Source organism: Streptosporangium sp. NPDC003464 (assembly GCF_053588315.1).
On record NZ_JBSFPS010000044.1, the window covers coordinates 18559 to 44982 of the forward strand.

The window sequence follows — 26424 nt, forward strand, 5'->3', positions numbered from 1 at the left end:
GGAGGAGGAATGACCGCCGTGCCCGGCCACCCGCGGCCGTGCCCGGCGCGAGCCTGCAGGCACGGTCATCGTCGGCCGCACCGGCCGGCGGAGCACCCCGTACACCGTCGAGGATCAGAGCCGGGAAAGGCCGTGCGGCTGCTGCACCGCTTCCGGACCACCACACCTGGGACTACGAGCTCCAAAGCGCTTCGATCTCCCCCTCTGCGGTCAAGCCGAAACAGACAAGGCGCTCGGCCTCCTTCCGGTCCCCCGCCTCTTCCCGCATCCGGGCCGGCAAGTTCAGCGCGCCGAAGTCACCGGCGTCGACGGCCTGCCGGTACAGGCGTCGAGCCTCCTCCCGGTTCCTCGCCGGCTCCCCCACTTGAACCAGTATCCGCAGGGCGCCGAGGTCACCGGCGTCGACGCCCCGTTGAGCGAGACGGGCGGCATGCCGGTAGCGTCCCCGCGCGAGTGCCTGGGCGGCTAGGGAAGTCAGGTCGGCCGGTGTGTGAGCCGCCTCCCAGAAGGTCGTGGGCGGGCACAGCAGGACACGTTCGCGGCGGCTGTGCTGTTCGAGGTAGTCGGCCGGCCGGTACAACGGCTGCGCTGGGGGCGGCTCACCGGGGCGAGGCTGATGTTCGATCAGCGGGCCAGGCAGGCGCCGGTGCTTGGCGGTCAGTCGATCCACCGCATCTTCCTGCAAGATGCCCGCGCGACAGCGGTGACCTCCGCGATGCTGGCCGGCTGGCTGGGCCTGCGGGACGTAGTCCGGATCGCGCGCGGCGGCGCCCGGATGGCGCTGGTGATACCCGAGGGTGGGCATTTCGCCTCCACCGTGGCCGCCGCCCGGCTGCGCGGCCGCTCCCGCGTCGCCGCCTTCAGCGTGCACCAGCCACTGCAGGACCTGGTGGCCGAGCTCAACGCCTTCCGCCCGGCGGTGCTGGCCCCCTACGCCGGCATCGGCGCGCTGCTGGCCGGCGAGGCCGAAGCCGGACGGCTGCACATCAACCCCGCCCTGGTGATGCTCACCGCCGAAGGTCTGCCCGTCGGCGAGTACGCGCGCATCGCGGCCGCGCTGGGGGCGAAGGTGCGCACCAGCTACGCCTGCAACGAGTGCCCGTTCCTGTCCTGCAGCTGCTCTGAGAGCTGGATGCACCTCAACGCCGGCTGGGCCATCCTCGAACCCGTCGACGAGCAGTACCGGCCGGTGGCGCCGGGCGAGCCCTCGCACACCGTGCTGCTGACCAACCTGGCCAACCACGTGCAGCCGGTCCTGCGCTACGACCTCGGCGACAGCGTCGTGCTCCGGCCCGATCCGTGCCCGTGCGGCCACCCCGGCCCGGCCGTCCGCGTCCAGGGCCGCGCCGCCGACCTGCTCACCTTCCCCGGCCCAGGACCGGCGCAGGAAAAAGCGCCGGTCACCCTCGCCCCGCTGCCGCTGGCCACCCTGCTGGAGACGGTGCCCGGCCTGGAGCTGTTCCAGATCGTCCAGACCGCGCCGACCACGCTACGCATCCGGCTGCATCCCGCACCTGACGCCGACCCCGAAACCCTCTGGCGCCGGATCGAGACCCGCATGCGCGACCTGCTGGCCCGCCACCACCTCGGCCATGTGCGCCTCGAACGCGCCGGCGAACCGATCCAGCACAGCACAGGCGGCAAGGTACGCGCCGTCATCCCGCTCTCGGCCACCGGCAGGGACCCGGCCGGTTCCGGACGTCCCTGACCACCACGGCCCCCCACGGCCACACCACCACCGCCGCGGTGGTCGCCCGCCACTGTCATTCCCCCACGGCTCGCAGGGAAGGGCGAGGCGATCGTCCCGCCCTTCCCTGCCTCCCCCCACTTCGAAGAACCGGAGACGTCTTCGTGCTGCCCGACCTCCTGGCCTACGGCGTCCGGATCCTGCCCGGCCTGCTGCTCATCGGCGCATGCTTCACGCTGGTGCGCTGGGCACGGTTCACCCCGGTCACCCTCACCTTAGGCATCGGCGGTGGGATGCTGGCCGCCGCGCCGGTGCTGCTGCTGTCCCTGCCGACACCGCTGCCGGTGCGGGGCGGCGCGGTCACGCTGCTGATCCAGGGCAGGGCCGGTTCATCGAGCGACGTCACTCACCGGCCAGTCCTTTGATGATCAGGTTCAGGCCGTGGGCGAAGTGGCCGACGAAGTCGGTGCTGGTCAGCGTGGCCTCGGCGGCTGCCAGGTTGGGGTAGGTACCCGGGTCGAGGGCCGCGTGCAGCAGGGTCAGCGTGGCGGGCAACTCGGACTCGGCGAGAGCCTGGGCGGCCTGTTCCTCCAGCGTGTGGCCGACGATGAAGTGGACGATTGTGAGTGCCGTACGGGTGGCCGCCTCAGGGGTCAGGCATGTCTCACGCAGCACGCCCACGAGGGTGTCGGTGTAGCTCAGCGTGTTGGGGCCGACGGAGTGGGTGCCCGCGTAGACACGTGCGCCGTCGCGGTGACGCAGCAACGCCATACGCAGCCGCCCGGCCAGTTCGGTGATCTGTTCGCGCCAGGTGAGCCCGTCGGGCAGCGGGCCGGCGCAGCCCGCGAGCATCTCCTCGGCCATGGCGGCGAGCAGCGTCTGCTTGGTGGCGAAGTGCCGGTAGAGCGTGCCCACCTGGACGTCGAGGGCCGCGGCCAGGCGGCGCATGGTCAGCGAGTCGAGCCCGTCCTCGTCCACCAGGCGCAGGGCGGCGGCGACCGCCTCCGGCACGGCCATCTTGCGGGGGCGGCCTCGGGAGCGCTGGGCGGACGGGGAGGTTGACGTGGGTCCCATGCCCAGTGATACTAGTGACCTCGATTTTATGAACGATGTTCATTTAATAGAAGGGGCACAAATCGTGCACACCGACGTGATCGTGGTGGGAGCCGGCCCCACCGGGCTGCTGCTGGCCGCAGAGCTGGCCCTGGCGGGCGTGGGGGTCCGCGTACTCGAACGGAACGACGCGCCCACCAGCCAGTCGCGGGCGCTCACGCTGCACCCGCGCAGCATCGAGGTGATGGACCTGCGCGGCATCGCCGACCGTTTCCTGGCCCGCGGTCACACCCTGCCCGGGTGGCACTTCGCGGGCCTGAACACCCGCCTCGACTTCACCGCCCTGGACACCCGGCACGGCTACACCCTGTTCCTGGAGCAGGCCCGTACCGAGGAACTACTCGACGCCCGCGCCCGCGAGCTGGGCGCCGAGATCGTCCGCGGCTGTCAGGTCACCGCCGTGCGGCAGGAGCCGGACGGCGTCGTCGTCGAAACAGCCCGGGGAGAGACGCTACGCGCCTCGTACGTCGTGGGCTGTGACGGCGGACGCAGTATCGTCCGGCAGGCGGCGGGCATCCCCTTCGACGGCACCGACGAGACGCTGTCCGGTATGCTCGGCGACTTCGCCGTCACCGGTCCGGACGCCGCGCACTCGGCCGAGGCCCACGGCGTGCTGGCCGTGCCGCTGGAGGGCGGGCTGACCCGGTTCGTGGTCATCGATCCCGAACGCATGCGGGTGCCGTCTGACCGGCCCCTGACGTACGAGGAGTTCCGGCAAGCTCTGACGAACATCGCCGGCACGGACTTCAACGTCGCCGAGCCGCACTGGTTGTCGCGGTTCGGCAACGCGACCCGCCTGGCCGGGCGGTACCGGCAGGGCCGGCTCCTGGTGGCGGGCGACGCGGCCCACATCCACTTCCCGGCGGCGGGACAGGGCCTCAACACCGGTCTGCAGGACGCCATGAACCTGGGCTGGAAGCTCGCCGCCCAGGTCAAAGACTGGGCCCCGGAAGGGCTGTTGGACTCCTACGACGCCGAGCGTCGGCCGGTCGGCGCGGCCGTCACCGCCAACACCGAGGTGCAGACGCTGCTGATGGAACTGACACTGGTGCCGCAGTACCACCGGCCGGCCATGGCGCTGCGCGGCATGCTCGACGGCCTCCTGCGCATCGGGGAGGTCAACCGCAACCTGGCCGCGTCGGTCTCGGCGATCGGCACCCACTACGGCGACGGCTCCCCGGCCGGGGCGCGGGTACCGGACCTGCCGATCAGCGTCGCGGAGCGGCCCGGGGTCGAGCGCCTGTACCAATTGCTGCACGACGGGCGGTTCCTGCTCGTCCATACGGGGAAGCAGGCTGGCGCGTCCGGCCGGGACGACCGCGTGGAGACGGTCACCGCCACGGCCTGGCAGCCCACGCCCGACCTGGAGGAGGCCGAGGCGCTACTCGTCCGGCCGGACGGGCACCTCGCCTGGGCAGGGCCGATCGAGGCCGAGCAGCAGGCGCTGCTGGACTGGACCGGAGCGGCGACGGTAGCGCCGTGACGATGCTCCACCGGCTCAGCGGCCGCCGGCTGTATCGCCGCTACCGCACCCGGCGCTACCGGCTGCCCAACGACGCGCCGTGGACCGACACCCCCTCCTGCAACCGCCTCACCTGGCGCACCACCGCCGCCGCTGGCGCGGCTGCACAAAGAAGCCGCCTTCCACCTGGTGCTCATCGACCACAACGACAACGGTGACGCCCCGGCCAACGGTCATCGTGACGATGTAAGACGCCTGCCCCGCTCGTCCTCTGGAGGCCAGTTCTCACGTGTCGCCGAAAACGACGTCACCGATGAACGGAGGGGCATGAGTCACCACTTCCAGGATTCCGGTGTGCGCAGGCGGTGGGACAGAATGCCTGCCCGCCCGGTGCCACCCGCATCAGAACGGCCAGTGGCGGTAACCCAGGTCCGACGACTCGCTAACGTCACTGGCCGTTCGGTTGCTGCTCGACCCCCGAGACGGGACTGCACCTGGACACCGTCCGCTGCTGGAGGGGCCGGTTCGCCGAGCAGCGACTGGCCGGGCTGTCCGCCCGCCTTCACGCCGCTGCAGATCACCCCGCCCAACGGCAAACTCGCCTTGGAGTACCTCTGTCGCGTACCCGGCCCGAGGAGTGGCGGCCGGTCAAAGCCCTGGAGGTCTCCGGGCCACAGGGCGGACCGGTCGAGGTCCGCCACAACGCCGCGGTGGTCTGGCGGGGGGCCGGCCGGACGCGGAAGTCCTGGTGGCGCAGGAACGGGCCGGGCTGGTCGCGGGATCCGAAGGAGTAGCGGGAGGCGCTCGGCCCGGTGGGCGGTGGGGGCGGACCGTCCGCCCCCACCGCGATCTCAGTGCCCCAGCGCGGCGAGCGCGGCCGCGGTCTCCGTGGGCTTGGAGAACATCGGCCAGTGGCCGGTGGGCACCGCGTCGAAGCTCCACTCCGGCCCGGCGAGCGCCGCGAAGAGCGGATGGCCGGCCGCGATCATCGCGTGGACCTGCTCCAGCGGCAACGAGCAGGCGAGGAGCGTCTTGGGCAGCCCGTCCACGCCGCCCTTCAGCGTCAGCGGCTGGGTCATGGTGCCGTACGGCTGAGCCGCCGCGCGGGAGGCGAACCACTCGCGTTCGGCCTCGCCCAGCCCCTCCAGGCTCGCCCCGGCCTGTTCCTGCTCCTCCCAGGAGATCAGCGGGTAGCTCGTCCCGCCCCCCTGCTCGGCGACCCGCGTCTCGATGAACGCCTTCCAGTCGGGCTCGTTGAGGTCCATGAACGTCATGCCGTCGGGCACGGGGCCGCAGTCGAGGTAGACGAGCCGGGCGACGCGCTCGGGGATCCGGTCGGCCGCGCCCGTGACCGCGGCGCTGGCGCCGCTGTGGCCGACGAGGATCACCTCGCGCAGGTCCGCGGAGACGATGGTGCCGACGATGTCCTGGATGTGCGTCTCCAGGTCGACCTCAGGGCCGGCCAGGTGCGCCCGGTCGCCGAGCCCGGTGAGGGTGACCGGGCGGACGTCGTGGCCGGCCTCGCGCAGCGCCGGGACGACCTTCTCCCACGCCCATGCGCCGAGCCAGAAACCGGGGACCAGAACATATGTGCTCATCGCGTTCTCTCTTCTTTCGACTGATTTCAACATAGGATCGAATCCGGACAGAACCAGTCCTGATTTCTGAGGAATCTCCGATGACCGTCACCCGCGTGCTCGCGCTACTGGAACTCCTGCAGGCCCGGCCGGGTCTGACCGGACCCGAGCTCGCCGCCCGGCTGGAGGTGGACGAGCGCACGGTGCGCCGCTACGCGGTGCGGCTGTCCGAACTCGGGGTCCCGGTGGAGGCCGAGCGCGGGCGCCACGGGGGCTACCGGCTCCTGCCGGGCTACAAGCTGCCGCCGCTGATGCTCACCGACGACGAGGCCACCGCCGTGGTGCTGGGCCTGCTGGCCGGACGGCGGACCGGCCTCGCGGTGGGGGAGACGGCGACCGAGAGCGCGCTGGCCAAGATCCAGCGGGTGCTGCCGCAGGCGCTGCGCGAGCGGGTCGCCGCGGTGTCGGCGACGCTGGAGCACACCCGGGAGCCGGCGCCCGCGAGCGCCCCGAAGGCCGGGCCGCTGCTCGCGCTCGCCGACGCCGTCCGGCGCGGGCAGACGGTACGGCTGGCCTACCGGTCCTGGCGGGGCGAGCCCTCCGAGCGCGACCTGGACCCCTACGGCATCGTCTTCCACTCCGGCCGCTGGTATGTCGCCGGGTTCGACCACGGCAGCGGGGAGGTGAGGACCTTCCGGGTGGACCGGGTGGCGAGCGCCGCGGGGACCGGGCGCTCCTTCGACGCCCCGGACGGCTTCGACCCCGTCGCGCACGTGGTCGGATCGCTGTCGGCGGTGCCCTACCGGTACGAGGTGAAGGTGCTGCTGGCCACCACCATGGAGGAGGCGCGGGGGAGGATCCCCGCCTCGACGGCGACGCTGACCGAGACCGCCGACGGGATCCTGCTGGAGACCAGGGCCGAGCGGCTGGACGGGATGGCGCAGATGCTGGCCGGGCTCGGCTGGCCGTTCACCGTGATCACGCCGGACGGGCTGCGCGGGGAGATCAGGGCGCTGGCCGGCCGGCTCAGCGAGGCGGCAGGCGCGGGACCGTGAGCCGCGGCCGGTCGGCCGGATCGGGCGTGTGCGGGGGGTGGAGGAGCAGGCGCCCAAGGGCCACCTCGATCGCCCTGTCGAGCTGGGTGTCCACACCCCGGGCATAGTCCTGGGGGGTGATGTCCACCTCGATGTCAGGGTCGGTGCCGTAGTTCTCCACCCGCCAGCCCACGTCGTCGAAGGCGAAGGAGAACTCCGGCTGGGTGGTCACCGTGCCGTCGGCGAGCTGGTGCCGGGGCCAGATGCCGACCACCCCGCCCCAGGTGCGCTTGCCGATCAGCGGGCCCAGGCCCAGCAGTTTGAAGGTGTGGCTGAAGATGTCGCCGTCGGAGCCGGCCCACTCGTTGGTGATCGCGACCATCGGCCCCCGCGGCGACTCGTCGGGATAGGGCTCGGGCATGCCCCAGCGGGGGAAGTTGTAGCCGAGGCGGCGGCGGGCGAGCTTCTCCAGCAGCAGGGCCGACACATGGCCGCCGCCGTTGAAGCGGACGTCCACGATCAGGCCCTCGCGGTCGTACTCGGTGAGGAAGCCGCGGTGGAACTCGGAGTAGCCCTCCGGGCCCATGTCGGGGATGTGCAGGTAGCCGATCCGGCCGCCGCTGCGCTCGTGGCAGTGGGCCCGGTTGGCCTCCACCCAGTCGCGGTAGCGGCCCGGCTGCTCGTCGCCGATGGCCTTGACGTTGAAGGTCAGCCTGTCCTCCCCGCGCCCGACGGTGAGCTGGACCTCCTCGTCGGCCTGGTTGACCAGCCGCTCGTCAGGGCCGGCCAGGGGCCCGACCGGCTGGCCGTTGATGGCCAGCACGGTGTCGCCGGGCCGTACGTCCACCCCGAGGCGGTTGAGCGGCGAGGTGGCGCCGGGGTCCCAGCGGTCCCCGCTGACGATCCGGGCGATCCGGTAGTGGCCGTCCTCGAAGGACCAGTCGACGCCGAGCTTGCCCTGCCGGTAGTGCGGCCGGGACCGGTAGGCGCCGCCGCTCTCGTAGGCGTGGGAGGTGCCGAGCTCGCCGAGCAGCTCCCACAGCAGGTCGGAGAACTCCCCCCGGGTGGTGACCCGGTCCACCAGAGGGAGATAGCGCTGGTAGACGCCCTCCCAGTCGATCCCGGCCATGTCCTGGGTCCAGAAGTTCTCCCGCTGCAGCCGCCAGGCCTCGCGGAACATCTGCCGCCACTCGGCCTCCGGGCGGATGGATACCTTGACCCGTGACAGGTCGACCCATCCGCCGGCCCGGCCCGGCGTGTCGTCGTCCTCGGGCGCCTCGCTCGCCTTGATCACCCGTAGCCGCTTGCCCGACTGGTAGAGCAGGGTGGCGCCGTCGCGGCCGAGCTGGAACTCCGAGACGTCCCCGACCAGGGTCTCCTGCTTCTGGTCGGCGAAGTCGTAGACCTGCAGCGTGCCGTCGGAGGAGTCGGCGTAGTCGTCGCCGAGGCTGCCCTCGACGGGGAAGGTCAGGTAGACGGCCTTGCCCTTGATCCCGGCGATGCGGTCGTAGCGCCCCTCGGGGACGGGGAAGACGACGACGCGGTCCTGTATGCCCTCCAGGTCGATGACCACCTCGATCTCTTCTTCGTCGTCGTCGTCCTCGTCGTCGTCCTTGAGCGGCCGGGGCTCGGGGACGAAGGGGGAGCCGACGTCGGCGCGGAGCCCGATGGCGTAGGGGCGGGAGCCGAGGGGAAAGCCCAGGTCGAACTGGAGCTCGTCGTAGACCGGGTTGAAGACCCGCTGGCCGATGAAGTATAGGTAGTCGCCACCCGGGTCGAAGGCGGGGCAGGTGTCCCACAGCACCGGGCGGGTGGCGGTGAAGGTCTCGCCGGTCTCGGCCCGGCACAGCTTGACGGCCATGGTCTGCGCGGTCTCCCGGCAGGCGTAGGCGAGCCAGCGGCCGTCGGGCGACCAGGCGAGGTCCTCGATCGCGCCGAACCTGCTGGAGTCGATCACCGTGCTCCCGGCGCCGGCCGCCGTGCCCCCGGTGAGGTCGATCATGAGCAGTTCGTTGCGGTGGTTGGCGATCGCGACCCGGTCCTCCTTGGGGGAGACCTCCAGCGCGGTGACGCGCCCGGTGTCGAGATGGCCGAGCCCGACCGGCTCGGCGCCGCCGTCGGCGGTGAGCACGGTCAGCACCTCGCGGTCGCCGTCGTCGCTGGCCGCCGCGATGAGCCGCTCGCCGTCGTTCAGCCAGGTCAGCAGGCGGTAGCGGACACCGTAGGGCGCGCCGTGCTGGCGGACCGGGCCCTCCCAGGCGGCGAAGGAGAACGCCTTGCCCCGGGTGGTGATGGCCAGGCCGCTGCCGTCCGGGCTGAGCGTCGCGCTGTCGAGGAAGTCCTCGGCCGGGGCGAAGCGGCGGTTGCGCTGGGTGCGGGAGCTGCGCAGGCAGACCCCGATGTGGTGGGACTCCCCGTCCTCGACCAGGTAGAGCTCGGCCCCGGCGTGGTAGACCAGCCGGTGGCCGTCGCCGGAGAGGTTGCGGGCGTAGTAGTCGGCGTGGTCGGAGTGCCTGCGCAGGTCGCCGCCGTCGGCGGTGCAGGAGTAGACGTTGCCGACGCCCTCGTGGTCGGAGATGAAGTAGACCCGGTCCCCGGCCCAGCAGGGCGAGGCCAGGTTGCCCGGCAGGGCGATGAGCCGCCGGAACCGCTCGGCGCCGATCCACAGGTCGCCCACGGTGCCGCCCCGGTAGCGCTTCCAGCGGGCGGGGTCGGCGGTGTTGCGGCCGAGCACGATCTGCGGGCCGTAGGAGATGGAGTTGGCCGGGCCGTACGGCAGGCGCTCGGGGATCCCGTCCGGCTGGACGCGGTGCAGCCACTTCTGGCCCTCGAAGGGCTGGGCCTCGTCGCTGGCGTACAGGATGGCGCCGTCGGGGTCCCAGCCGGTGACGGTGGAGCGGGCCCCGTGGTAGGTGACCCGCCGGGCCGCCCCGCCGTCGGCGGGCATCACGTAGACCTCTTCCGGGCCCTCCTCGCGTCCGGCGAAGGCGAGCTGGTCGCCGTGCGGGGAGAAGCGGGGGTAACCTGCCTCGGCCACCCCGGCGGTCAGCCGGAAGGCCCGCCCGCCGGTGGCGGGCACCATCCACAGATCGTCCTCGGCGGCGAAGACGACCGTCTCGCCGAGGATCGTCGGGAATCGCAGGTAGGCGGACATCATGTCACTCCATGATCGGGTGACCGGGGGGGTGTGCTCCGGTCGCCCGATCATGATTTCACGGTTGCGGGCACCCGGTCCGTTCCGAGCACCTTGACCGGTTTATGGGTTTTCGGAGCGTTTATCCTTCCGTTTGGCCTGCTTGGCCGTGCGCACCGCCTTGATCGCGGCCTTCTTCTGCTTGCCCGAGGCTTTGGCGGATTTCTTCTTGGCGTCTGCCACGGTCCCCCCAATTGCTAAGTCAGACAATAAGCCTGTTTATTCGTATCAGGGTGGTTAGTACCCTTTAGGGGATTAACCACCCGTCCTCCGCGACGGGTGAGCCGCACCGCCGGGCAGGCGGGAGCGGGGATGCCCGGGGGGATGGGGTGCACTCAAAGCCTGGCTGGAATGCTTGTGACATGCGGATACGCATCGTCGAAGCCGCCTGGGCGCCGTGCGGGGCGGTGGCCGGGGGCTCTGTGACGGCCCGGGCGGCCGATGGTGGCTAGGTGGCGGCGGCTGCTGCGCTCGGTGCGCGGCCGGGCCGTGAGCGTCAACATGGCGATCACGGCGGTGATCCTCGGGCTGACCTTCGCGGTGCTGGTGGCCCACATGCGCGACGACGCGGGAGACCGGGCCACCGCGGAGGCGGCGCAGGCCGCGCGCATGACCGGCGTGCACCTCTACAGGAACCCGGCGCCGGATCCGATCCCCACCGGGCCGGGCGGGGTGTCCCTGATCCAGGTGGTCAGGCCGGGTGACGGCCGGGTCATCGCGGCCGGCGCCGAGTTGGCGGGCGCCCCGCGGATCTCCCACCTCGTCCCCGTCGCCGGCGACAGCCGGGTGGACGGCGAGCTGTGCGGCCCCTACCTCACCCCCTGCGGCAAGCTCGTCGGAGTGCTCATCAGGACCGCCTACTACGGAGAGGTGCTGATCTACGCGGCGGCGCCGGTGCCCTACTTCACGGGATGGATCCTGCCGTCGGCCCTGGCACTGCTGCTGCTGTTCGTCCTCCTGTGCGGCATCGTGGGCACCTGGCGGACCGTGGGCCGGGCCCTGCGCCCGGTCGAGGCGATCAGGGCCGAGACCGCCGAGATCACCGCGACGGGCCTGGGCCGGAGGGTCCCGGTGCCGGACACCGGCGACGAGGTGGCGGCGCTGGCCAAGACGATGAACTCCACGCTCGACCGCCTCCAGCACGCCGTGGAGAACCAGCGGCGGTTCGTCTCCGACGCCTCCCACGACCTGCGCAGCCCCATCACCGGGCTGCGCACCCGGCTGGAGGTGGCCCTGGGCGCTCCCGGCGAGGAACCCTGGGAGAAGACCGCGCGTGCGGCGCTGAACGATGTCGAGCGCCTGCAGGAGGTCGTCGGCGACCTGCTGGAGCTCGCCAGACTCGACGCCGGGGCGCTCTCGGACCGGGTGGAGCCGCTCGACCTCGGCCGGTTCGTCGAGGAGGAGGTCGCCTGCCGTCGCGGACACGTGCCGATCAGGATCGAGCGGGCGGACGGGGTGGTCGTGCGCGCCGACCGCCTCAAGATGGCGAGGTTGCTGACCAATCTGCTGGCCAACGCCGAGCGGCACGCGGACCGGGAGATCGTCGTGAGGGTCTGCGCGGAGGAGGGGGAGGCGGTCCTGGAGGTGATCGACGACGGCGACGGGATCGCGCCGGCCGACCGGGAGCGGGTGTTCGACAGGTTCACCCGTCTGGACGCCTCCCGCAACAGGGACGCCGGAGGGAGCGGTCTGGGGCTGGCGATCTCCAAGGGGATCGCGTCGGCCTACGGCGGGCGCCTGTACGTCGCCGACAGCCCGCGAGGGGCCCGGTTCGTGTTACGGCTCGCGCTGGCCGGGACCCGAGGCGGCGGCCTGGGCGCACCGGAGGCGACCGCCTAGCGGACGCCCCGCCGGGCGCGGCCGGACGCTCCGCCGTGCCTGGCCGGACGCTCCGCTGTGCCTGGCCGGACGCCCCGCGGGGACGGCCACGCCGGGGCAGGTGGCGGGCGCGGAAAGAAGCGGTAAATCGCAGGGCTCGGAATGGATAACGATCTTCACGATTGGGCAGGAAACCCGCACACGCCTTGCGTTCCGGGGAGGTACGGCATGGCCTGGTCGCAGGACGAGGAGCGACTACTGCTGCAGATCGAGCGGCACCTCATCGACGAGGACCCGCGGCTGGCGGCACGGCTCGAGTCGTTCAACGAGCGTGTCCAGCGCAAGGAGCACGGCCGCCGCAGGCGTGACGCGAAGAAGGACAGGGGGTCCGGCCGGGCCCCCCGCCGTTCGACGGTCATCATCATGGTCAGCTGGGTGCTGATCGCGACCTTGATCACCACCCTGCTCGTCCTGGTCCTGCGGCACGAGGCCGCCGCGCTCCCGCTGTAGCGCTCCCGCCCGGCGGTGCGACGGCAGGGCGGGCCGCCGTGGGGCCTCAGCCCAGAGCGCGCAGGAAGTCCGCGGCCACCGGGGCGGCGACCGCGCCACCGCCCGAGCCCTCCTCCACGATGACCGCGAAGGCCAGGTCGCCCCGGAAGCCCATGAACCAGGCGTGGGTCTTCAGCGCGTCCTGCGCGCCGTACTCGGCGGTGCCGGTCTTGCCGCGGGTGCCGGACGGCAGGCCCGCGTCCTTGGCGGTGCCCTTGGTGACCACCGCGGACATCATCTGGTGCATCGGGGACGTGACGCCCTCCGGGAGCTCCTGCGGCTCGGCCTTCTGCTCCATGGAGGGGACCAGCGTCGGCGGGCGCCAGGTGCCGTCGGCCAGCGCGGCGGCAACCGAGGCCATCAGCAGCGGGCTGGCGGTGATCCGGTCCTGGCCGAAGGACTGCGCGGCGAGCTCGGCGTCGTTGCGGGCCTTGGGGATGCTGCCCTTCGCCGCCGGGACGCCGATGCCGAGCGGCTTGTTGAAGCCGAACAGCTCCGCGGTGCTCAGCAGCTTGTCGGCGCTCAGCCGCTGCCGGGCCAGCGGGGCGAAGGTGGTGTTGCAGGAGTAGGCGAAGGAGTCGGAGAAGGTCACCGAGCCGTATCCGGCGTGGTGGGAGTTGCGGATCGGCAGGCCGCCGACGTTGACGTCCTTGGGGCAGGTGGTCCGCTCGCCGGGGGTCATCCCCTCGGCCAGCAGGCCGACGGCGGTGATGGCCTTGAAGGTCGAGCCGGGAGGGTAGGCGCCGTCCAGGGCGCGGTTGAAACCACCCTGGTTGTTCACCACGGCGAGGATCTCGCCGGAGGACGGCTTGATCGCGACCAGCGAGGCGGTCTGCTTCAGGTCGCGCACCGCGTCGGCGGCGGCCCGCTGGACCCGCAGGTCCAGGCTGGTCTCCACGGCCTCGCCGCTCTCTCCCTCGATCTTGCCCAGGGACTTGACGGTCTTCTTGTCGGCGCCGACGAGCTGGATCTCGGTGGTGGGGCTGCCAGCCAGGCGCTGCTGGAAGGTCTCCTGCAACCCGCCCCGGCCGATCGCGTCACCCACCTTGTAGGAGGAGCCGAGCGCCTTGACGTCCTTGGCGGTGGCCTTGTCGAGATAGCCGACGAGCTGCTGCACCGAGCCGCCCGCGTCGCCGCCGTCGATGCGCTCGCCGCCGGCGGCGACGATCCCCGCCCGCGCGGGCCATTTGGTCTTCAGCGCGAACGTGCCGCCGTCGGTCAGGTCGGGGTGGACGGCCTTCGGGGACCACTTGACCCGCCAGTTGCGGTCGACGACGGCCAGGTCGAGGACGCCGGAGTAACTCCACTCGCCGATGTTCTTCAGCTTCAGCGTGGCGGTGTAGGTGGCCTGGCCGGTGTCGTCGCCGGTCTCGCGCACCGAGTCGAGCCGCACCGTGGTGGCCTCGACCGCCAGGCTCTTGCGCATGTCCTCGTACGGCCGGCCGAAGGCGGGGTCGGCCACGCCGAGTTCGGCGCGCATGGCGGCCAGGTCGGCGCGCTGCCACGCCTGGGTGAAACGTTGGGCGGTCTCCAGGGGGGTCCCCCGGGTGTGCAGGAACCACCAGGCCCCGCCCCCGGCGGCCCCCGCCACCAGTACGGCCGTCACCGATGTGATCGCGATCGTCCTACCACGTGGCACCTGACTACCCCCAGTCTTTTAGTCCAAGGGCGCAGCCTAGCGCGGCCCCCGCGGCGCACTCCGGAAAATGATCATTTGGCCTGGCCGCGGGCGGGGGTGTAGCTCGGCACGTACTCCTGCCCGGACAGGTCCCGGATCGCCGCCATGATCTCGTCGGTGACCCGGCGCCGGTCGCGCGCGCTGGTCTCCGAGCCGGTGAACGTCATCGGCTTGCCGATCCGCACCCCGACCCGGCCCAGCTTGGGCACCGAGGCACCGATCGGGAGCACCTTGTCGGTGCCGGTCATCGCCACCGGTATCACCGGCGCCCCGGTGGCCAGGGCCAGCCAGGAGACCCCGACCTTGCCCCGGTAGAGGCGGCCGTCGGGGGAGCGGGTGCCCTCCGGGTAGATCCCGAACAGCTCGCCGTCCTTGAGCACCCGCGCGGCCGTGTCCAGCATGTCCTGGGCCGCGGTGGGGCTCTGCCGGTCGATGCTGAGCTGGCCGGTGGCCCGCATCCACGCCGCGGTGACGGGGTTGCCGGTGAAGTATTCGGCCTTGGCGACGAAGCGGACCTGGCGCGGCAGCACCAGAGGCAGGAAGGTCGAGTCGAGGACCGACAGGTGGTTGGAGGCCAGGATGGCCGGGCCCGAAGAGGGCACGTGCTCTGCCCCGGTGACCTCGGTGGGCCACAGCAGTTGCAGGAAAGGAGTGCTGACGATCTTGGTCAGGCGATAGAGCACGGGCTCTCCTCATGAGACGGGTTCACCACACTAGGTGGTGGCTCGATGGGCGGCAGGTGTGCGCAGCCGCACAAGCGGAGCCCCCAGCTTTGTAGCCCTCCTCCAAAGTCACGCCCCTTTTCTGGGCGGAGCCGGAGAAACAGAACGCCCCACGGGTGCCGGAGCACCCGTGGGGCGGACGTCTAGTGCCGATGTGGCGGTCGCCTCCTCGGCGAGAGGCACAACACGGCTCCAGCCGAACGGTATTCCGTGAAGGCGGTAATTTGCGGCCCGGGGGACACAAACCACATCGGCACGATTACTCTAACTGACGTCCGCCGGTAGTTATTCCACCCCTGGGCCCCGGCGTGTCGGATGTGGCCGGGCGGTTCGGCCGCCCCGCAGGTCACGGCCCTCCGGTGCGGCCGGCCGCCCGTTTCCGTATGCGCCCGTGGCGCGGTCCCCACGCGGCCGCCGCGGGAGCCGACGACCCGAGGACCCGAGGAGAGGCGCGGTGGAGACCGAACGTCTGATCATGCGCAGGTGGCGGGAGGCCGATCTGGAGCCGTTCGCGGCGATGAACGCCGATCCCGAGGTGATGGAGCACTTCCCCGAGCCGCTGAGCCGTGAGCGGTCCGACGCGATGGTGGAGCGGATCGAGTCGGCGTTCGACGAGCACGGCTACGGGCTCTGGGCGCTGGAGGTGCGTGCCACGGGGGAGTTCATCGGGTTCACCGGGCTGGCGTGGCAGAGGTTCGAGGCGCCCTTCACCCCGGCGCTGGAGGTCGGCTGGCGGCTCGCCCGCTCCGCCTGGGGGCACGGCTACGCCGGCGAGGCGGCCCGGGCGGCGCTCGACCACGGCTTCGGCCCGGCGGGGCAGGAGGAGATCGTCTCCATGACGGCCGTGGTCAACCTGCGCTCCCGGGCGGTGATGGAGCGCCTCGGCATGACCCGGGACCCGGCCGACGACTTCGACCACCCCCGGGTCGCGGCCGGCAGCCCGCTCCGGCCGCACGTGCTCTACCGGATCAGCCGCGACGCCTGGCGATGAGCATCTCGACGCCGTCGAGCACCCGCTCCAGGCCGAACTCGAAGAGCTGCTCGGACGGGACGTAGGCGGCCTGGTAGATCTGGCCCACCGCCCCGCCGACCCTGACCGCCGTCGGGTAGCTGGCCGGGTTGAAGATCTTCTCGAAGACCGGCCGGTGGGCCTGCCACCACTGCTCGTCGGTGACGCCGGTGTCCTGCTCGACCCGCGCGGCCGACACCGCGCCGCGCACGGTGCTGTGCACGTGGCCCAGGACCAGGCTGAGCACGGAGTCCATCTCGATCTCGGTCAGGCCGGTGCCGGCGATCGCGCTCAGCTCGTAGTCGTATTTCGCCATGAGGTTGGGGCCCAGCGGCGGACGCCCGATGTCGACCTGCAGCATCCACGGGTGGCGGCGGCACAGCTCCCAGTTCTCCCGGGCGACGAGCGTGAGCCTGGCCCGCCAGCCCCCGGCGACGTCCTGGGGGCGGGCCGTCTCGCCGTACACGGTGTCGAGCATGACGTCGAGCAGCTCGGCCTTGCCCGGCACGTAGGTGTAGAGGGACATGGTGCCGACCCCGAGCCGCTCGGCGACGCGCCGCATCGACAGCGCGGCCAGCCCCTCGCCGTCGGCGATCTCGATCCCGGCCCGCACGATCCGGTCCACGCTCAGGTCGGGCTTGCCCTTGCGGCTGCTCCGCTCGCTGGTCCGCCAGAGCAGCGCCAGGCTGCGTGCCGGATCCCCCTTGCCGCTGTGTTCCATCGTGGTGAGCCTATCGGTCGCGGCGGCCCGGGGCGGGCAGGGCGATTCCGGTGGGAACGACGATGAAGGCGCGGATCGCGGCTATGACACGGCATACAGGACAGGGCAGGATCGTGTCATGAATGACGGACGAGTGACAGCAGTGAGCCGTAGCGCCACGCACACCTTCACCAAGACCCGCGAGCCGGGTATCCGATTGCTGGCCGGGCTCGGTGTCGAAGGCGACGCGCATCTCGGGGTGACGGTCAAGCACCGCTCCCGGGTGGCCCAGGACCCGACCCAGCCCAACCTGCGCCAGGTCCACCTGATCCAGGCCGAGCTCCACGACGAGCTGGCGGGCGCGGGATTCTCCGTGGCGGCGGGCGAGCTGGGGGAGAACGTCACCACCCGGGGCGTCGACCTGCTCGGGCTCCCGGTGGGGGCGCTGCTGCGGCTGGGGGAGGAGGCGGTGGTCGAGATCACCGGGCTGCGCAACCCGTGCGTGCAGATCGACGTCTTCCAGCCGGGCCTGCTGAAGCAGGTCGTGGGCCGGGGCCCGGCCGGCGAGCTGGTCCGCAGGGCCGGGGTGATGGGCGTAGTGGTGGCCGGCGGCGAGGTGCGGCCCGGTGACGCGATCGAGGTGGAGCTGCCGGCGCCGCCGCACCGGCCGCTGGACCGGGTCTAGTCCGGCGGCCGCGGGTCCCCCCGGCGGCCGGCGCTGTGATTGGGTGGTCGCAATGGACATCTCATCGCGGGCTCAGGCCTATCTCCACGCCTATGACGCACAGCTGCGGGACAGGCCGGTGCCCGGCCGTACGGTCGAGAGGGTCGGGCCGGTGCTGCGGATCGTCTCCGACGGGCACGGGCAGGGCTCCCTGACCTACCGGGACCTGGGCGGGCTGGAGGGCGCGGAGCTGGACGCGTTCATCGCGGCCCAGCGCGACTTCTTCACCGAGATCGGCCGGCCGGTGGAGTGGAAATACCACGGCTACGACCTGCCGGCGGACCTGCCCGTCCGGCTGGCCGCGGCGGGGTTCGAGCCGGAGGAGCGCGAGACCGTCATGGTGGGCGAGGCGGCCGGGCTGGCCACGGTCCCCGTGCCGCCCGAGGGGGTGCGGCTGCGGGAGGCGGCCGACCGGGCCGACCTGGAGCGGATCCGGGAGATGGAGGAGGCGGTCTGGGAGGCCGACCGGGGCTGGCTGCCCGACCTCCTGGAGCGGGACATGGCCGGGCCCGGTGACCGGTGCGCGGTGGTGCTGGCCGAGGCGGGGGAGCGGGTGGTCTGCGCGGCGTGGATGCGCTTCCACGAGGGCACGGACTTCGTCTCGCTGTGGGGCGGCTCGACGCTGAAGGAGTGGCGGGGGCGGGGCGTCTACCGGGCGATGGTGGCCCACCGGGCGGGGCTGGCGGTGGCCCGGGGGTTCCGCCTGGTGCAGGTGGACGCCTCCGAGGACAGCCGGCCGATCCTGGCCAGGCTGGGCCTGGCGGCGGTCGCCACGACGACGCCCTACGTGTGGGTGCCGCCGACCGCCTGACCGGGTGGGACGACGCGTCCGGCGGGCGGTCCGCGGAGGTCGCGCACGCTCCGCACTGCCGAGACTTTCTGGAACGGACTGTTCCATTCTGTTAGAATGGATCTCCGAGGAAGATCTTGAGAAGAGGAGACGCATGCCCGAGGTGCTCAACAGGCGCGCGCTCAACCGAGCCACCCTGGACCGCCAGCTGCTGCTGAGCCGGGCGGAGCTGCCGGCCTTCGAGGCGGTCCGGCACCTGTACGGCATGCAGGCCCAGGCGCCGGACCCGCCCTACATCGGGCTGTGGAGCCGCCTGGCGGCCTTCGGCCACGAGGACCTGTCTCGGCTGCTGCACGAGCGCAAGGTGGTGCGGCTGGCCCTGATGCGCTCCACCATCCACCTGGTCGCCGCGGACGACTGCCTGGCCCTGCGCCCGCTGCTGAGGCCGATGCTGGTGCGGGCGCTGCTGGGCTCGCGCGGCAAGGGGCTGGCCGGGCTCGACCTGGACGAGCTCGCCGCCGCCGGCCGGGCCCTGGTGGAGGAGGGGCCGCTCACCTTCGGCGAGCTCGGGGAGCGGTTGCGGGAGCGGTGGCCGGAGCGCGCGCCGGCCGACCTGGCCAACGCCGTGCGCAACACGGTGGCGCTGGTGCAGGTGCCGCCCCGGGGCATCTGGGGCGTGGGCGGGCAGCCCGCCCACACCAGCGCGGAGGCGTGGCTGGGCCGCCCCCTGGACGGGCGGGCCTCCCTTGAGGAGATGATCCGCCGCTATCTGGCCGCCTACGGCCCCGCGGCGGTGATGGACATCCAGCAGTGGTCGGGCATGACCCGGCTGGCCGAGGTCGTCAAGGGCATGGAGCTGCGGACCTTCGTGACCGAGGAGGGCGCGGAGCTGGTGGACCTGCCCGAGGCGTCCAGGCCCGGTCCCGACACCCCCGCACCGGTGCGCTACCTGTCGGAGTTCGACAACATGCTGCTGTCGTTCAGCGAGCGGACCCGGACCCGGATCATGGCCGACGAGCATCGCGCGAAGGTCTTCACGGTCAACGGCATCATCAAGGCGACCGTGCTGGTGGACGGGTTCGTGCGGGGCAGGTGGAAGGTGGCCCGCAAGCGGGGCGAGGCGGTGCTGGAGGTGGAGCTGTTCCAGCCGGTGACGGCGGAGGAGCGGGCCGCGCTGGAGCGGGAGGGGATGCGCATGCTGGACTTCGTCGCCGGGTCCGCGGCGGTCCGGGACGTCCGGTTCGGCTGACGGCGCCGGGCCGCCGGGGCCGTGGTCAGGCCTCCGCCGCCGGGCGTGCCTCCTGAAAGCCGCCCGCGCGCCCGGCGCGGGGCGGGGGGGTCCCACCGCGGGAACGCGGCCCGGCCGGTGGCCGGGCCGCGAAAACACGTTGCGCGGACGGTGAGACGATCCGTATCGTCTGTGCCATGTGCATGTGCTTCGCCCCCTTCATGGGTGGCCTCGTGACGCGTCCCCGCTGTGGCCAGGCTCTGGCCCGCTAGGACGCGCTCCTTCCCCTTTCTCTTTTCTCCGCGTGTCCCCGATGCGTGCGCCCAGGGCCTCCGAGACCTGTTCACCTCGGACCCGAAAGGGCAACAGCTGTGGCGAAATCCTTCGCGCACGGAGACCATTCACACACCCAGAAGCAGGTCAGGAACGTCGGTGGCCGTACCGACCGTGACCGGGCCAGGCGTGTCCTCTCGCAGAACTTCCTGATCGATCCGCACGCCGTGCACCGGGTGGTCCAGGCCGCCGGGCCGCACGGGCTGGTCCTGGAGCCGGGTGCGGGAGAGGGCGTCCTCACCCGCGCGCTGACCGCGACCTGTAAGAAGATCGTCGCCTATGAGATCGACCCGCGGCTGGCGGGCAGGCTCGCCGGAAGCGTCCGCGGCGAGGACGCGGTCAAGGTGGTCAGAGGAGACTTCCTGAGGGCCCGCGCCCCCCGGGAGCCGTTCGCGGTCGTCGGGAACATCCCCTACGCGATCACTTCCAAGATCGTGTCCTGGTGCCTGGCCGCGCCCGCGCTGACCTCGGCGACGCTCGTCACCCAGTTGGAGTACGCGCGCAAGCGCACCGGAGACTTCGGCCGGTGGAGCCTGCTGACCGTGCTGACCTGGCCGGAGTACTCCTGGCGGCTGCTGGGACGCATCGGCAGGGAGAGCTTCCGCCCGGTGCCGCAGGTCGACTCGGCGATCCTGGGCGTCGAGCGGCGGCCCGAGGCCCTGCTGCCCGGGGAGGCGTCGGCCGCCTACCGGGCGTTCGTCGAGTACGGCTTCGCCGGGGTGGGCGGCTCGCTGCACGCCTCGCTGAGGCTGCGCCATCCGGCCCGCCGGGTGGACGCCGCGTTCGAGGCCGCGGGAGTGCGGCCCGACACGGTGGTGGCGTTCGTCCACCCCGAGCAGTGGCTGACCCTGTTCGGCCACCTCCACCCCGTGGGGTGACGGTGGCCGCACCGACGGTGCGGCAGTGTCCGGGGCCGGTCCGCGAGGGCCGGCCCCGGACACGGCTCACGCCGGATCGGGCAGGCGGGTGAGCACGGTGTTGTGGACCCGCTGAAAGATCACCGAGGTGCGGAAGCCGGAGATCTCACGGCGCTGGCTGAGCTGGTCCAGCAGGAAGGCGTGCAGGTGGTCCAGGTCCTGCACGGCGACGTGCAGCAGGAAGTCGTCGCCGCCGGCCAGGACGAAGACGCTCAGCACCTCGGGCAGGGCGCCGACCGAGTCCTTGAAGGTCTCGATGACGGCCCGGCTCAGCGGGCGCACCTGGACCGAGACCATGGCCTGCACGCCGCGGTTGAGCGCGGCGTGGTCGATGTCGGCGTGGTAGCCCCGGATCACGCCGCGCCGGGTGAGCGTGCGGACCCGTTCCAGGCAGGTGGAGGGGGCGACCCCGAGCTTACGGGCCAGTTCCCGGTTCGACTGCCGCGCATCTGTCTGCAGAAGTCGGATGATCTCCGTATCAAGTTCGTCCATGGCCGGGATAATGGCACTCGTCCCAGTCAAACGTGCGCCTGATAGCAAGATTTGACGGCTACATGGCTACTTTGTCCCTTGCTGAGCCGTCCGTTTGAAGGAGCACGAAGCTGGAGCTGACGGCCACGCTGGTCCTGGTGATCCGCGAGGGTTGAGCCGGCGCTGGCGGTGACAGCCGCCGCCGACGACGTCGACCACGTCGCGGTGGCCGTTCTCGGCCCCGCGACCGGGTCACCGCGCTGACCGAACGGCTGCCGCTGCACGGTGGCACAGCTGTACGGAGGCGTAGCTGCGCGGCGGCACAGGCGGCGGATACCGTCTTTCGGCGGGAATCTACACTTCTGGGGTGATCGCCTCCGCTCTCGCCTTCATGCTCGTCGCGTTGATCCTCACCGTCTCTCCCGGGCCGGACACCGTGATCGTGCTCCGCACCACGATCTCCTCGGGCCGCAGAGCCGCCTTCCTCGCCGGGCTGGGGGTCACCCTCGGCTGCTACACCTGGGGGGTGGCCACCGCGCTCGGCCTGACCGCGCTGCTGGCCGCCTCCGACATCGCCTACACCGCCGTGCGGATCGCCGGCGTCGCCTACCTGGTCTGGCTCGGGGTGCGCGCGCTCTGGAACGCCCGCCGTCCCACCGGCCCGGACGGATCCGCCGGCCCGGACGGCCTCGCGGACGGGCTCCCCGGTGCTCCCGCCCGGGCTCTGGCGCTCATGCGGACCGGGTTCGTGACCAACCTGCTCAACCCCAAGGTGGGGGTCATCTACATGACCCTGCTGCCGCAGTTCATCCCCGCGGACGTCCCCGTGCTGCCCGCGACCCTGCTCCTGGTCACCCTGCACAACCTGCTGGGCATGGTGTGGTTCGCGTCCGTGGTCCTCGCCGCGAGCCTCATGCGGCGCGGCCTCACCCGGCCGGCCGTCCGCCGTCGCATGGAGCAGCTGACCGGAGTGGTGTTCATCGGCTTCGGCGTCCGCCTGGCGGCCGAGTCCGGCTGACGTGCGGCCGGCGGCGGCCTACCACTGCCGGCCCGTCCCGATGTCGGCGAGGTGCGGGGCCGACAGGTGGAGCACCTCGTAGCGGGTGTCGGCCGTCTCCGGGGCGGCGTGCTCCCAGAGGGTGAAGTGGACCAGCTCCCAGCTCCGGGGGTCGACCGCCAGGGCGCCGGTGTGCACGCCCTCGGCGCGGGCCTGCCGCCGGAGCTCGCCCAGCGCCCGCTCCACCGCCGGGGCCGGGTCGGCGCCGGCCGGGATCGGCTCGGTGCGGCGGGTGGCCGCGCGGGGGACGGCCCTGTGCGCGGGACCCCGTTCCAGGGCGACACCCGTCCAGTGCCGGACTTCGGGGCGGCCGAAGTCGTCGACGATCCCCCCGAATCCGGCGCCGCCCCACAGGAAGCGGTTCATCCCGCCGATCCCGGCCCACAGGTAGAACGGGGCGTACTGGTTGACCGACGAGCCGCCGCTGCCGCGTTCGCGGATGACGAACGCCTTGAGCCCGAGCCCGGGGAAGGCGTCGAGGGCCGAGCCTCTCGTCGCCACCCGGCGGCGGATGACGTCCATGTCGTAGTCGGCGGGCAGCGTGATCTCGTACTGCATGGCGTACATGGGAGAGGACCTCTCCTGCGGGGCCGTCAGGCGGCCGTGGTGCGGGCGGTGAGCAGGCCGAGCACACCGTTGACGGCCCGGTCGAACGGCTCGGCCGAGCCGGCGGCCCTGGCCAGGACGTAGCCGCCCTGCAGCACGGCGACGATCGTGGCCGCGGTGTCGTCCGGATCGAGGCCGGCGGCGAGTCCGTCCCGGGGCCGGTCCTCGGCGAGGATCCCCGCCAGCCGGCCGCGCAGCCACGCGAAGGTCTCCTCCAGCGGCTGCCGCAGGCTCGGGCTGGCGACGACCTCGGGATCCTGCGTCAGTCGCCCGATCGGGCAGCCGCGCAGCACGTCCCGCTCCCGCCGCAGATAGGCCGAGATCCGCTCGACCGCGGTCCCGGGGCCGGACAGCTGTGCCTCGGCCGTGGCGCGCATCTCCTCGGCGGTGCGCCGTACGGCCGCCAGCGCGAGGTCGGGCTTGCCGGAGAAGTGGTGGTACATGCTGCCTTGGCCGGCACCCGCCCGCTGCTGGATCGCCTTGGGGCTGGTGCCGACGTAGCCCCGTTCCCAGAGCAGTTCTCGGGTGCTCTCGATCAGACGTTCCGGAGTGCTCATGCCATGACTGTACATACTAGTAGGTACAGTCTCAAGCGCCCCGGCGGCGACCGGGTCCCCGCGCCGCCGGAGAGGCGGGAGCGCCGGAAACTTTTACGGCGCGCAGGGGTTACCCGGCGCCGGAGGTGATCAGGGAGACCCTTGGGAGTGCTGGTGGAGGGCCGATGTCATGAACAGGTACGTCGAACTGGCCGCGGTCTGGAAGGTCATGGTGACCGGGGTCGGCGGTGGCGTGGGCCTGGTCGCGATCTACGCGCTCGGCCTCGCGGAGCTGTCGGCCGGCCTCGGAAGAGGCGGGCCTGGCGACCGGCGGCCGCTCCCCCTTCTCCTCGCCGGGGTGTGCTTCCTGATCGTCGTCGCGGGGGTCGGCCTCGGGCTGTACACGCTGCTGGCGAGGTGAGCCCGCGGCCGGTGGGACCCTCGTGCGTGAAGGGCCGGGCCGTGCGGGGGTGGGCCGGATGCGCCCGGCCGGCTCGGTCGCGGGGCCGGCTCAGTCGCGGGTGAGCTCCTCGACGACCAGGCCGGTGCCGATCCCCAGGAGCCAGACGTCCTTGGCGACGCTGAGCCCTTCTTGGGTGGGACGCAGGCTGCCCTCCTGCCGCAGGCCCGGCGTCCGCAGGTAGAGGCCGACCAGGCCGCCGGCGAAGGCGGTGAGCGCGGCGCCCGCCAGCAGCGACGGCACCAGCGGGACCAGCAGCGCCGTGCCGACGGCGATCTGCCCCTTGGCGAGCCACCGGGTGAACTGCTCGGGGTCCATGCCCTTCAGGAAGGGGTAGGCCGTCGCCGCCATCCCGTGGATGTGGGCCGCGCTGTCCTTGTAGGAGTCCGCCAGGGTCAGCCCCGAGTTCAGGATGAAGGCGCCGGCGGCGAGCCGGACCGGGAACTGATGGGGACGGGTCAGGATCCGCATGAGTCCTCGCAGTGGTCGACGGGGCAGAAAGCATGCTCTTTCCCCAGTTCTCACAGGTCATCCGCTTATTGATCGTTTCTTGAACCTCGCGGGGCCTTCCATGGCCTTCCGGGCCCGGGAGAAGGGGCGGCTGTGGTGCCGGTGGGGAGGAGTCTCGGAGGGCCTCGGAGGGAGGGGCCTTCAGGACGGGGTCTGCGGGAGAGCACGCCCGCCCGCCTGTCCGGCTGGCCCGTTCCTGGCTGATCCACCCCTGGCCGCCGCCCGGCCGGCCGTACCCGTGCGCCGGGCCCCGCCGCTCCCGCCCGACCTCGCCGGAGGCGCGGACCGGACCCCAACTTGCAGAGGACACTCTGCCAACACCACTATGCAGAGGACCCTCTGCAAGTTATGGTGGCGGGCATGATCGACGACCCTGGCCCCGCGGCCGGAGCCTCCCGGCCCGTCCGGACAATCGACGCCCGCAGCCTGCGCGGGCTGGCGCACCCACTGCGCATGCAGCTACTGGAGCTGCTGAGGCTCGACGGTCCCGCGACCTCCGCGGTCCTGTCCGAGCGGCTGGGGGAGAAGACCGGGACCGTCAGCTGGCACCTGCGCCACCTCGCCGAGCACGGCTTCATCGAGGAGGAGGCCGGACGCGGCACCAGGCGCGAGCGCTGGTGGCGGGTGGCGAGGGACCGGACGGTGCTCAACACCGCCGAGTTCCGCGACGACCCCGACACCCGGGGCGCGCTCTCTGTCTACCTGCACGAACTGGTGAGCCAGCACTTCAGCCGGGTCGTCGACTCCCTCACCGAGGACTGGGACGACCGGTGGCGCGACGCCCGGACCGTCTCCGCCTGGAGTGAACTGCGGATGACGCCGGCTCAGCTCGCCGCGCTGAACGAGGAGCTGACCGCCGTCGTCGAGCGGTGCCTCCCGGACCCGGACGCCGAGCCCGATCCGGACGCGCTCCCCGTCATCGTGCAGCTCCAGTCCTTTCCCCGCAGGGAGCGTGGCGGCGCGTGAGCCAGGACACGCGTGGCGGCCTGCTGCGCCGCCACCGCGACTTCCGGCTGCTGTGGTGCGGCGAGGTCGCGGGCAAGTTCGGCGCCTCCGTGACGGGGGTGGCGATGCCGCTGGTCGCCGTCTCCGTCCTGCACGCCGGCACCTTCGAGGTCGGCATGCTGACCGCCGCCGCCTGGCTGCCCTGGCTCCTCGTCGCCCTGCCGGCCGGGGTCTGGGTGGACCGGCTGCGCCGCAGACCGATCATGCTGACCGCCGCGGCCGTCTCCTTCCTGCTGTTCGCCTGCGTCCCGGTCGCGGCGTGGTCCGGCGTCCTGAGCATCGGGCTGCTTGTGGCCGTCGCCCTGCTGGCGGGCACGGCGGCGGTGTTCTTCCAGACCGCCTACAGCGCCTATCTCCCCTCCATCCTGGAGCCCGGCGACCAGTCCGAAGGCAATGCCAAGCTGCACGGGAGCGCCTCGGCCGCGCAGATCGCCGGGCTCGGGGCGGGCGGCCTGGTCGCGCAGCTGGCCGGGGCGGTGAACGGGCTGACCGCCAACGCCGCGACGTTCCTGGTGTCCCTGCTCTGCCTGGCCGGCATCCGGCACCGCGAGCCGCGCCCGGCCAGGACGGAACGGCGGCCCAGAGCGCTGGCCAGGGAGATCGGCGAGGGGCTGCGCCTGGTCGCCGGGGATCCCTGGTTCCGGACGCTGACGCTCTTCGGGGCCACCTCCAACCTCGCCCTGATGGGCTACCAGTCGATCCAGGTGGTCTTCCTGGTCCGGGACGTCGGCCTGGCCCCCGGGACCGTCGGCGGGTTGATCGCGGCCGCCGGCGCCGGCGGCGTCGCCGGGGCCTTCGCCGCCCGCCGGGCCGCCGTGAGGATCGGCACCGCCCGTGCGACGCTGCTGTTCGAGCAGGGGTTGGCCGTCTTCGCCCTGCTCATCCCGCTCACCTTCGACGGGGCCGGTCTGCTGCTGTACGTCGTCGGCGGCTTCTGCGTCTCCGCCGGCGTGGTGGCCGGCAACGTCATCAAGGCGAGCTTCCAGCAGAGCTACTGCCCGCCCGGACTGCTCGGCCGGCTCACCGCGAGCACCGCGTTCCTCAACTACGGGACCATCCCGCTCGGCGCGCTGCTCGGCGGCACGCTCGGCACCGTCCTGGGGGACCGCCCGGCGATGTGGGTGATGACGGCGGGGGTCCCGCTGGCCGGGCTGATCCTGTGGTTCTCGCCGATCCGCCGCCACCGCGACCTGCCGGCCTCGCCCCGGCAGGCCGCCGCGCCCCCGGCGCCGGGGGAGGGGCCCC

The 26424-nt window shown here is 72.3% G+C and carries 27 protein-coding genes; 15 read left to right on the top strand and 12 right to left on the bottom strand.

All coding sequences use genetic code 11. From position 1 onward, the window contains the following. Positions 1-172: 172 nt before the first annotated feature. A complete protein-coding gene (locus ACWDS7_RS12760; RefSeq protein ID WP_451929395.1) occupies positions 173-670 on the bottom strand; it encodes a hypothetical protein in 498 nt (165 codons plus the stop codon). Here ACWDS7_RS12760 and ACWDS7_RS12765 point away from each other — a divergent pair. After that, the gene (locus ACWDS7_RS12765) at positions 647-1708 is read left to right on the top strand and encodes a hypothetical protein (RefSeq protein WP_451929396.1); all 1062 of its coding nucleotides are present in this window, start codon (positions 647-649) and stop codon (positions 1706-1708) included. The two genes, ACWDS7_RS12760 and ACWDS7_RS12765, sit on opposite strands and share 24 nt — an antisense overlap. Before the next feature lie 143 nt (positions 1709-1851). Beyond that, positions 1852-2112: a hypothetical protein gene (locus ACWDS7_RS12770; RefSeq protein WP_451929397.1), complete on the top strand. Its 261-nt coding sequence runs from the start codon at positions 1852-1854 to the stop codon at positions 2110-2112. Here ACWDS7_RS12770 and ACWDS7_RS12775 read toward each other — a convergent pair. Then, complete coding sequence (locus ACWDS7_RS12775) at positions 2090-2761, bottom strand: TetR/AcrR family transcriptional regulator (RefSeq protein WP_451929398.1); 672 nt, start codon at positions 2759-2761, stop codon at positions 2090-2092. The genes ACWDS7_RS12770 and ACWDS7_RS12775 overlap by 23 nt on opposite strands. A 64-nt stretch (positions 2762-2825) precedes the next feature. Between ACWDS7_RS12775 and ACWDS7_RS12780 the strand changes: the two genes are divergently transcribed. After that, positions 2826-4283 carry an FAD-dependent monooxygenase gene (locus tag ACWDS7_RS12780; protein WP_451929399.1) on the top strand — a complete coding sequence of 486 codons (1458 nt, stop codon included), beginning with the start codon at positions 2826-2828 and terminating at the stop codon, positions 4281-4283. Positions 4284-4839: 556 nt separating this feature from the next. Here the strand turns inward: ACWDS7_RS12780 and ACWDS7_RS12785 are convergent. Continuing rightward, positions 4840-5106, bottom strand: coding sequence for an AbfB domain-containing protein (locus ACWDS7_RS12785; RefSeq protein WP_451929400.1), 267 nt, complete (start codon positions 5104-5106; stop codon positions 4840-4842). 7 nt (positions 5107-5113) lie between these two features. Next, a complete protein-coding gene (locus tag ACWDS7_RS12790; protein ID WP_451929401.1) occupies positions 5114-5860 on the bottom strand; it encodes an alpha/beta fold hydrolase in 747 nt (248 codons plus the stop codon). An 80-nt stretch (positions 5861-5940) separates the two neighbouring features. Here ACWDS7_RS12790 and ACWDS7_RS12795 point away from each other — a divergent pair, with 80 nt between their 5' ends. Continuing rightward, positions 5941-6894 carry a helix-turn-helix transcriptional regulator gene (locus tag ACWDS7_RS12795; RefSeq protein ID WP_451929402.1) on the top strand — a complete coding sequence of 318 codons (954 nt, stop codon included), beginning with the start codon at positions 5941-5943 and terminating at the stop codon, positions 6892-6894. Here the strand turns inward: ACWDS7_RS12795 and ACWDS7_RS12800 are convergent. After that, on the bottom strand, positions 6866-10081 hold the full coding sequence (locus ACWDS7_RS12800) for a S41 family peptidase (protein ID WP_451929403.1): 3216 nt from the start codon (positions 10079-10081) through the stop codon (positions 6866-6868). The genes ACWDS7_RS12795 and ACWDS7_RS12800 overlap by 29 nt on opposite strands. 426 nt (positions 10082-10507) lie before the next feature. On the opposite strand from ACWDS7_RS12800, the gene ACWDS7_RS12805 reads away from it, so the two are divergent. Both ACWDS7_RS12805 and ACWDS7_RS12810 read left to right on the top strand, forming a co-directional pair. Further along, the gene (locus ACWDS7_RS12805) at positions 10508-11905 is read left to right on the top strand and encodes a sensor histidine kinase (RefSeq protein WP_451929404.1); all 1398 of its coding nucleotides are present in this window, start codon (positions 10508-10510) and stop codon (positions 11903-11905) included. 207 nt (positions 11906-12112) lie between these two features. Next, positions 12113-12394: a DUF3040 domain-containing protein gene (locus tag ACWDS7_RS12810; RefSeq protein ID WP_306874230.1), complete on the top strand. Its 282-nt coding sequence runs from the start codon at positions 12113-12115 to the stop codon at positions 12392-12394. 46 nt (positions 12395-12440) lie between these two features. On the opposite strand, the gene ACWDS7_RS12815 is transcribed toward ACWDS7_RS12810, so the two are convergent. Both ACWDS7_RS12815 and ACWDS7_RS12820 read right to left on the bottom strand, forming a co-directional pair. After that, entirely contained in the window at positions 12441-14072 is a 1632-nt protein-coding gene (locus ACWDS7_RS12815) for a penicillin-binding transpeptidase domain-containing protein (RefSeq protein ID WP_451929405.1), read from the bottom strand. 71 nt (positions 14073-14143) lie between these two features. Beyond that, positions 14144-14794: a lysophospholipid acyltransferase family protein gene (locus ACWDS7_RS12820; RefSeq protein WP_306874225.1), complete on the bottom strand. Its 651-nt coding sequence runs from the start codon at positions 14792-14794 to the stop codon at positions 14144-14146. 493 nt (positions 14795-15287) lie between these two features. Between ACWDS7_RS12820 and ACWDS7_RS12825 the strand changes: the two genes are divergently transcribed. After that, complete coding sequence (locus ACWDS7_RS12825) at positions 15288-15824, top strand: GNAT family N-acetyltransferase (RefSeq protein ID WP_451929406.1); 537 nt, start codon at positions 15288-15290, stop codon at positions 15822-15824. Here ACWDS7_RS12825 and ACWDS7_RS12830 read toward each other — a convergent pair. Beyond that, positions 15802-16563, bottom strand: a complete 762-nt coding sequence (locus ACWDS7_RS12830; protein WP_451929407.1) for a TetR/AcrR family transcriptional regulator — start codon at positions 16561-16563, stop codon at positions 15802-15804. The two genes, ACWDS7_RS12825 and ACWDS7_RS12830, sit on opposite strands and share 23 nt — an antisense overlap. Before the next feature lie 118 nt (positions 16564-16681). On the opposite strand from ACWDS7_RS12830, the gene ACWDS7_RS12835 reads away from it, so the two are divergent. The 4 genes from ACWDS7_RS12835 (at position 16682) to erm (ending at position 20495) form a co-directional block, all read left to right on the top strand. Then, a complete protein-coding gene (locus ACWDS7_RS12835; RefSeq protein ID WP_451929408.1) occupies positions 16682-17227 on the top strand; it encodes an MOSC domain-containing protein in 546 nt (181 codons plus the stop codon). Positions 17228-17279: 52 nt separating this feature from the next. Continuing rightward, positions 17280-18077, top strand: a complete 798-nt coding sequence (locus ACWDS7_RS12840) for a GNAT family N-acetyltransferase (protein ID WP_451929409.1) — start codon at positions 17280-17282, stop codon at positions 18075-18077. Positions 18078-18210: 133 nt separating this feature from the next. Next, complete coding sequence (locus ACWDS7_RS12845; protein WP_451929410.1) at positions 18211-19305, top strand: winged helix DNA-binding domain-containing protein; 1095 nt, start codon at positions 18211-18213, stop codon at positions 19303-19305. A 350-nt stretch (positions 19306-19655) separates the two neighbouring features. Then, positions 19656-20495 (top strand): ErmE/ErmH/ErmO/ErmR family 23S rRNA (adenine(2058)-N(6))-methyltransferase, encoded by an 840-nt coding sequence (gene erm / locus ACWDS7_RS12850; RefSeq protein ID WP_451929411.1) that lies wholly within the window; start codon positions 19656-19658, stop codon positions 20493-20495. 66 nt (positions 20496-20561) lie between these two features. On the opposite strand, the gene ACWDS7_RS12855 is transcribed toward erm, so the two are convergent. Next, positions 20562-21026 carry an Lrp/AsnC family transcriptional regulator gene (locus tag ACWDS7_RS12855; protein ID WP_306874205.1) on the bottom strand — a complete coding sequence of 155 codons (465 nt, stop codon included), beginning with the start codon at positions 21024-21026 and terminating at the stop codon, positions 20562-20564. A gap of 346 nt (positions 21027-21372) precedes the next feature. Between ACWDS7_RS12855 and ACWDS7_RS12860 the strand changes: the two genes are divergently transcribed. Beyond that, a complete protein-coding gene (locus ACWDS7_RS12860; protein ID WP_451929412.1) occupies positions 21373-22023 on the top strand; it encodes a LysE family translocator in 651 nt (216 codons plus the stop codon). Between the two features lie 18 nt (positions 22024-22041). Here ACWDS7_RS12860 and ACWDS7_RS12865 read toward each other — a convergent pair whose 3' ends face one another. Both ACWDS7_RS12865 and ACWDS7_RS12870 read right to left on the bottom strand, forming a co-directional pair. Next, the gene (locus tag ACWDS7_RS12865) at positions 22042-22620 is read right to left on the bottom strand and encodes a DUF4865 family protein (protein WP_451929413.1); all 579 of its coding nucleotides are present in this window, start codon (positions 22618-22620) and stop codon (positions 22042-22044) included. Positions 22621-22655: 35 nt separating this feature from the next. Then, positions 22656-23225: a TetR/AcrR family transcriptional regulator gene (locus ACWDS7_RS12870; protein WP_306874196.1), complete on the bottom strand. Its 570-nt coding sequence runs from the start codon at positions 23223-23225 to the stop codon at positions 22656-22658. Positions 23226-23394: 169 nt separating this feature from the next. Here ACWDS7_RS12870 and ACWDS7_RS12875 point away from each other — a divergent pair, with 169 nt between their 5' ends. Continuing rightward, a complete protein-coding gene (locus ACWDS7_RS12875; protein ID WP_451929414.1) occupies positions 23395-23625 on the top strand; it encodes a hypothetical protein in 231 nt (76 codons plus the stop codon). Between the two features lie 90 nt (positions 23626-23715). Here the strand turns inward: ACWDS7_RS12875 and ACWDS7_RS12880 are convergent, their stop codons facing one another. After that, on the bottom strand, positions 23716-24135 hold the full coding sequence (locus tag ACWDS7_RS12880) for a hypothetical protein (protein ID WP_451929415.1): 420 nt from the start codon (positions 24133-24135) through the stop codon (positions 23716-23718). Between the two features lie 399 nt (positions 24136-24534). Between ACWDS7_RS12880 and ACWDS7_RS12885 the strand changes: the two genes are divergently transcribed. Together ACWDS7_RS12885 and ACWDS7_RS12890 are read left to right on the top strand one after the other, a co-directional pair. Continuing rightward, positions 24535-25140: a helix-turn-helix domain-containing protein gene (locus ACWDS7_RS12885; protein ID WP_451929416.1), complete on the top strand. Its 606-nt coding sequence runs from the start codon at positions 24535-24537 to the stop codon at positions 25138-25140. Then, on the top strand, positions 25137-26424 hold a 1288-nt coding region (locus ACWDS7_RS12890; protein WP_451929417.1), incomplete at its 3' end, for an MFS transporter. The genes ACWDS7_RS12885 and ACWDS7_RS12890, both read left to right, overlap by 4 nt.

What these genes read in the sequence shown, in the direction of transcription:
- ACWDS7_RS12795 (WP_451929402.1), top strand. Translation starts at nt 5,941, where the DNA reads ATGACCGTCACCCGCGTGCTCGCGCTACTGGAACTCCTGCAGGCCCGG.
- ACWDS7_RS12775 (WP_451929398.1), bottom strand. Translation starts at nt 2,761, where the DNA reads ATGGGACCCACGTCAACCTCCCCGTCCGCCCAGCGCTCCCGAGGCCGC.
- ACWDS7_RS12830 (WP_451929407.1), bottom strand. Translation starts at nt 16,563, where the DNA reads ATGGAACACAGCGGCAAGGGGGATCCGGCACGCAGCCTGGCGCTGCTC.
- ACWDS7_RS12880 (WP_451929415.1), bottom strand. Translation starts at nt 24,135, where the DNA reads ATGCGGATCCTGACCCGTCCCCATCAGTTCCCGGTCCGGCTCGCCGCC.
- ACWDS7_RS12835 (WP_451929408.1), top strand. Translation starts at nt 16,682, where the DNA reads ATGAATGACGGACGAGTGACAGCAGTGAGCCGTAGCGCCACGCACACC.
- ACWDS7_RS12875 (WP_451929414.1), top strand. Translation starts at nt 23,395, where the DNA reads ATGAACAGGTACGTCGAACTGGCCGCGGTCTGGAAGGTCATGGTGACC.
- ACWDS7_RS12790 (WP_451929401.1), bottom strand. Translation starts at nt 5,860, where the DNA reads ATGAGCACATATGTTCTGGTCCCCGGTTTCTGGCTCGGCGCATGGGCG.
- ACWDS7_RS12840 (WP_451929409.1), top strand. Translation starts at nt 17,280, where the DNA reads ATGGACATCTCATCGCGGGCTCAGGCCTATCTCCACGCCTATGACGCA.
- ACWDS7_RS12855 (WP_306874205.1), bottom strand. Translation starts at nt 21,026, where the DNA reads ATGGACGAACTTGATACGGAGATCATCCGACTTCTGCAGACAGATGCG.
- ACWDS7_RS12845 (WP_451929410.1), top strand. Translation starts at nt 18,211, where the DNA reads ATGCCCGAGGTGCTCAACAGGCGCGCGCTCAACCGAGCCACCCTGGAC.
- ACWDS7_RS12810 (WP_306874230.1), top strand. Translation starts at nt 12,113, where the DNA reads ATGGCCTGGTCGCAGGACGAGGAGCGACTACTGCTGCAGATCGAGCGG.
- ACWDS7_RS12865 (WP_451929413.1), bottom strand. Translation starts at nt 22,620, where the DNA reads ATGCAGTACGAGATCACGCTGCCCGCCGACTACGACATGGACGTCATC.
- ACWDS7_RS12805 (WP_451929404.1), top strand. Translation starts at nt 10,508, where the DNA reads ATGGTGGCTAGGTGGCGGCGGCTGCTGCGCTCGGTGCGCGGCCGGGCC.
- ACWDS7_RS12885 (WP_451929416.1), top strand. Translation starts at nt 24,535, where the DNA reads ATGATCGACGACCCTGGCCCCGCGGCCGGAGCCTCCCGGCCCGTCCGG.
- ACWDS7_RS12800 (WP_451929403.1), bottom strand. Translation starts at nt 10,081, where the DNA reads ATGATCGGGCGACCGGAGCACACCCCCCCGGTCACCCGATCATGGAGT.
- ACWDS7_RS12870 (WP_306874196.1), bottom strand. Translation starts at nt 23,225, where the DNA reads ATGAGCACTCCGGAACGTCTGATCGAGAGCACCCGAGAACTGCTCTGG.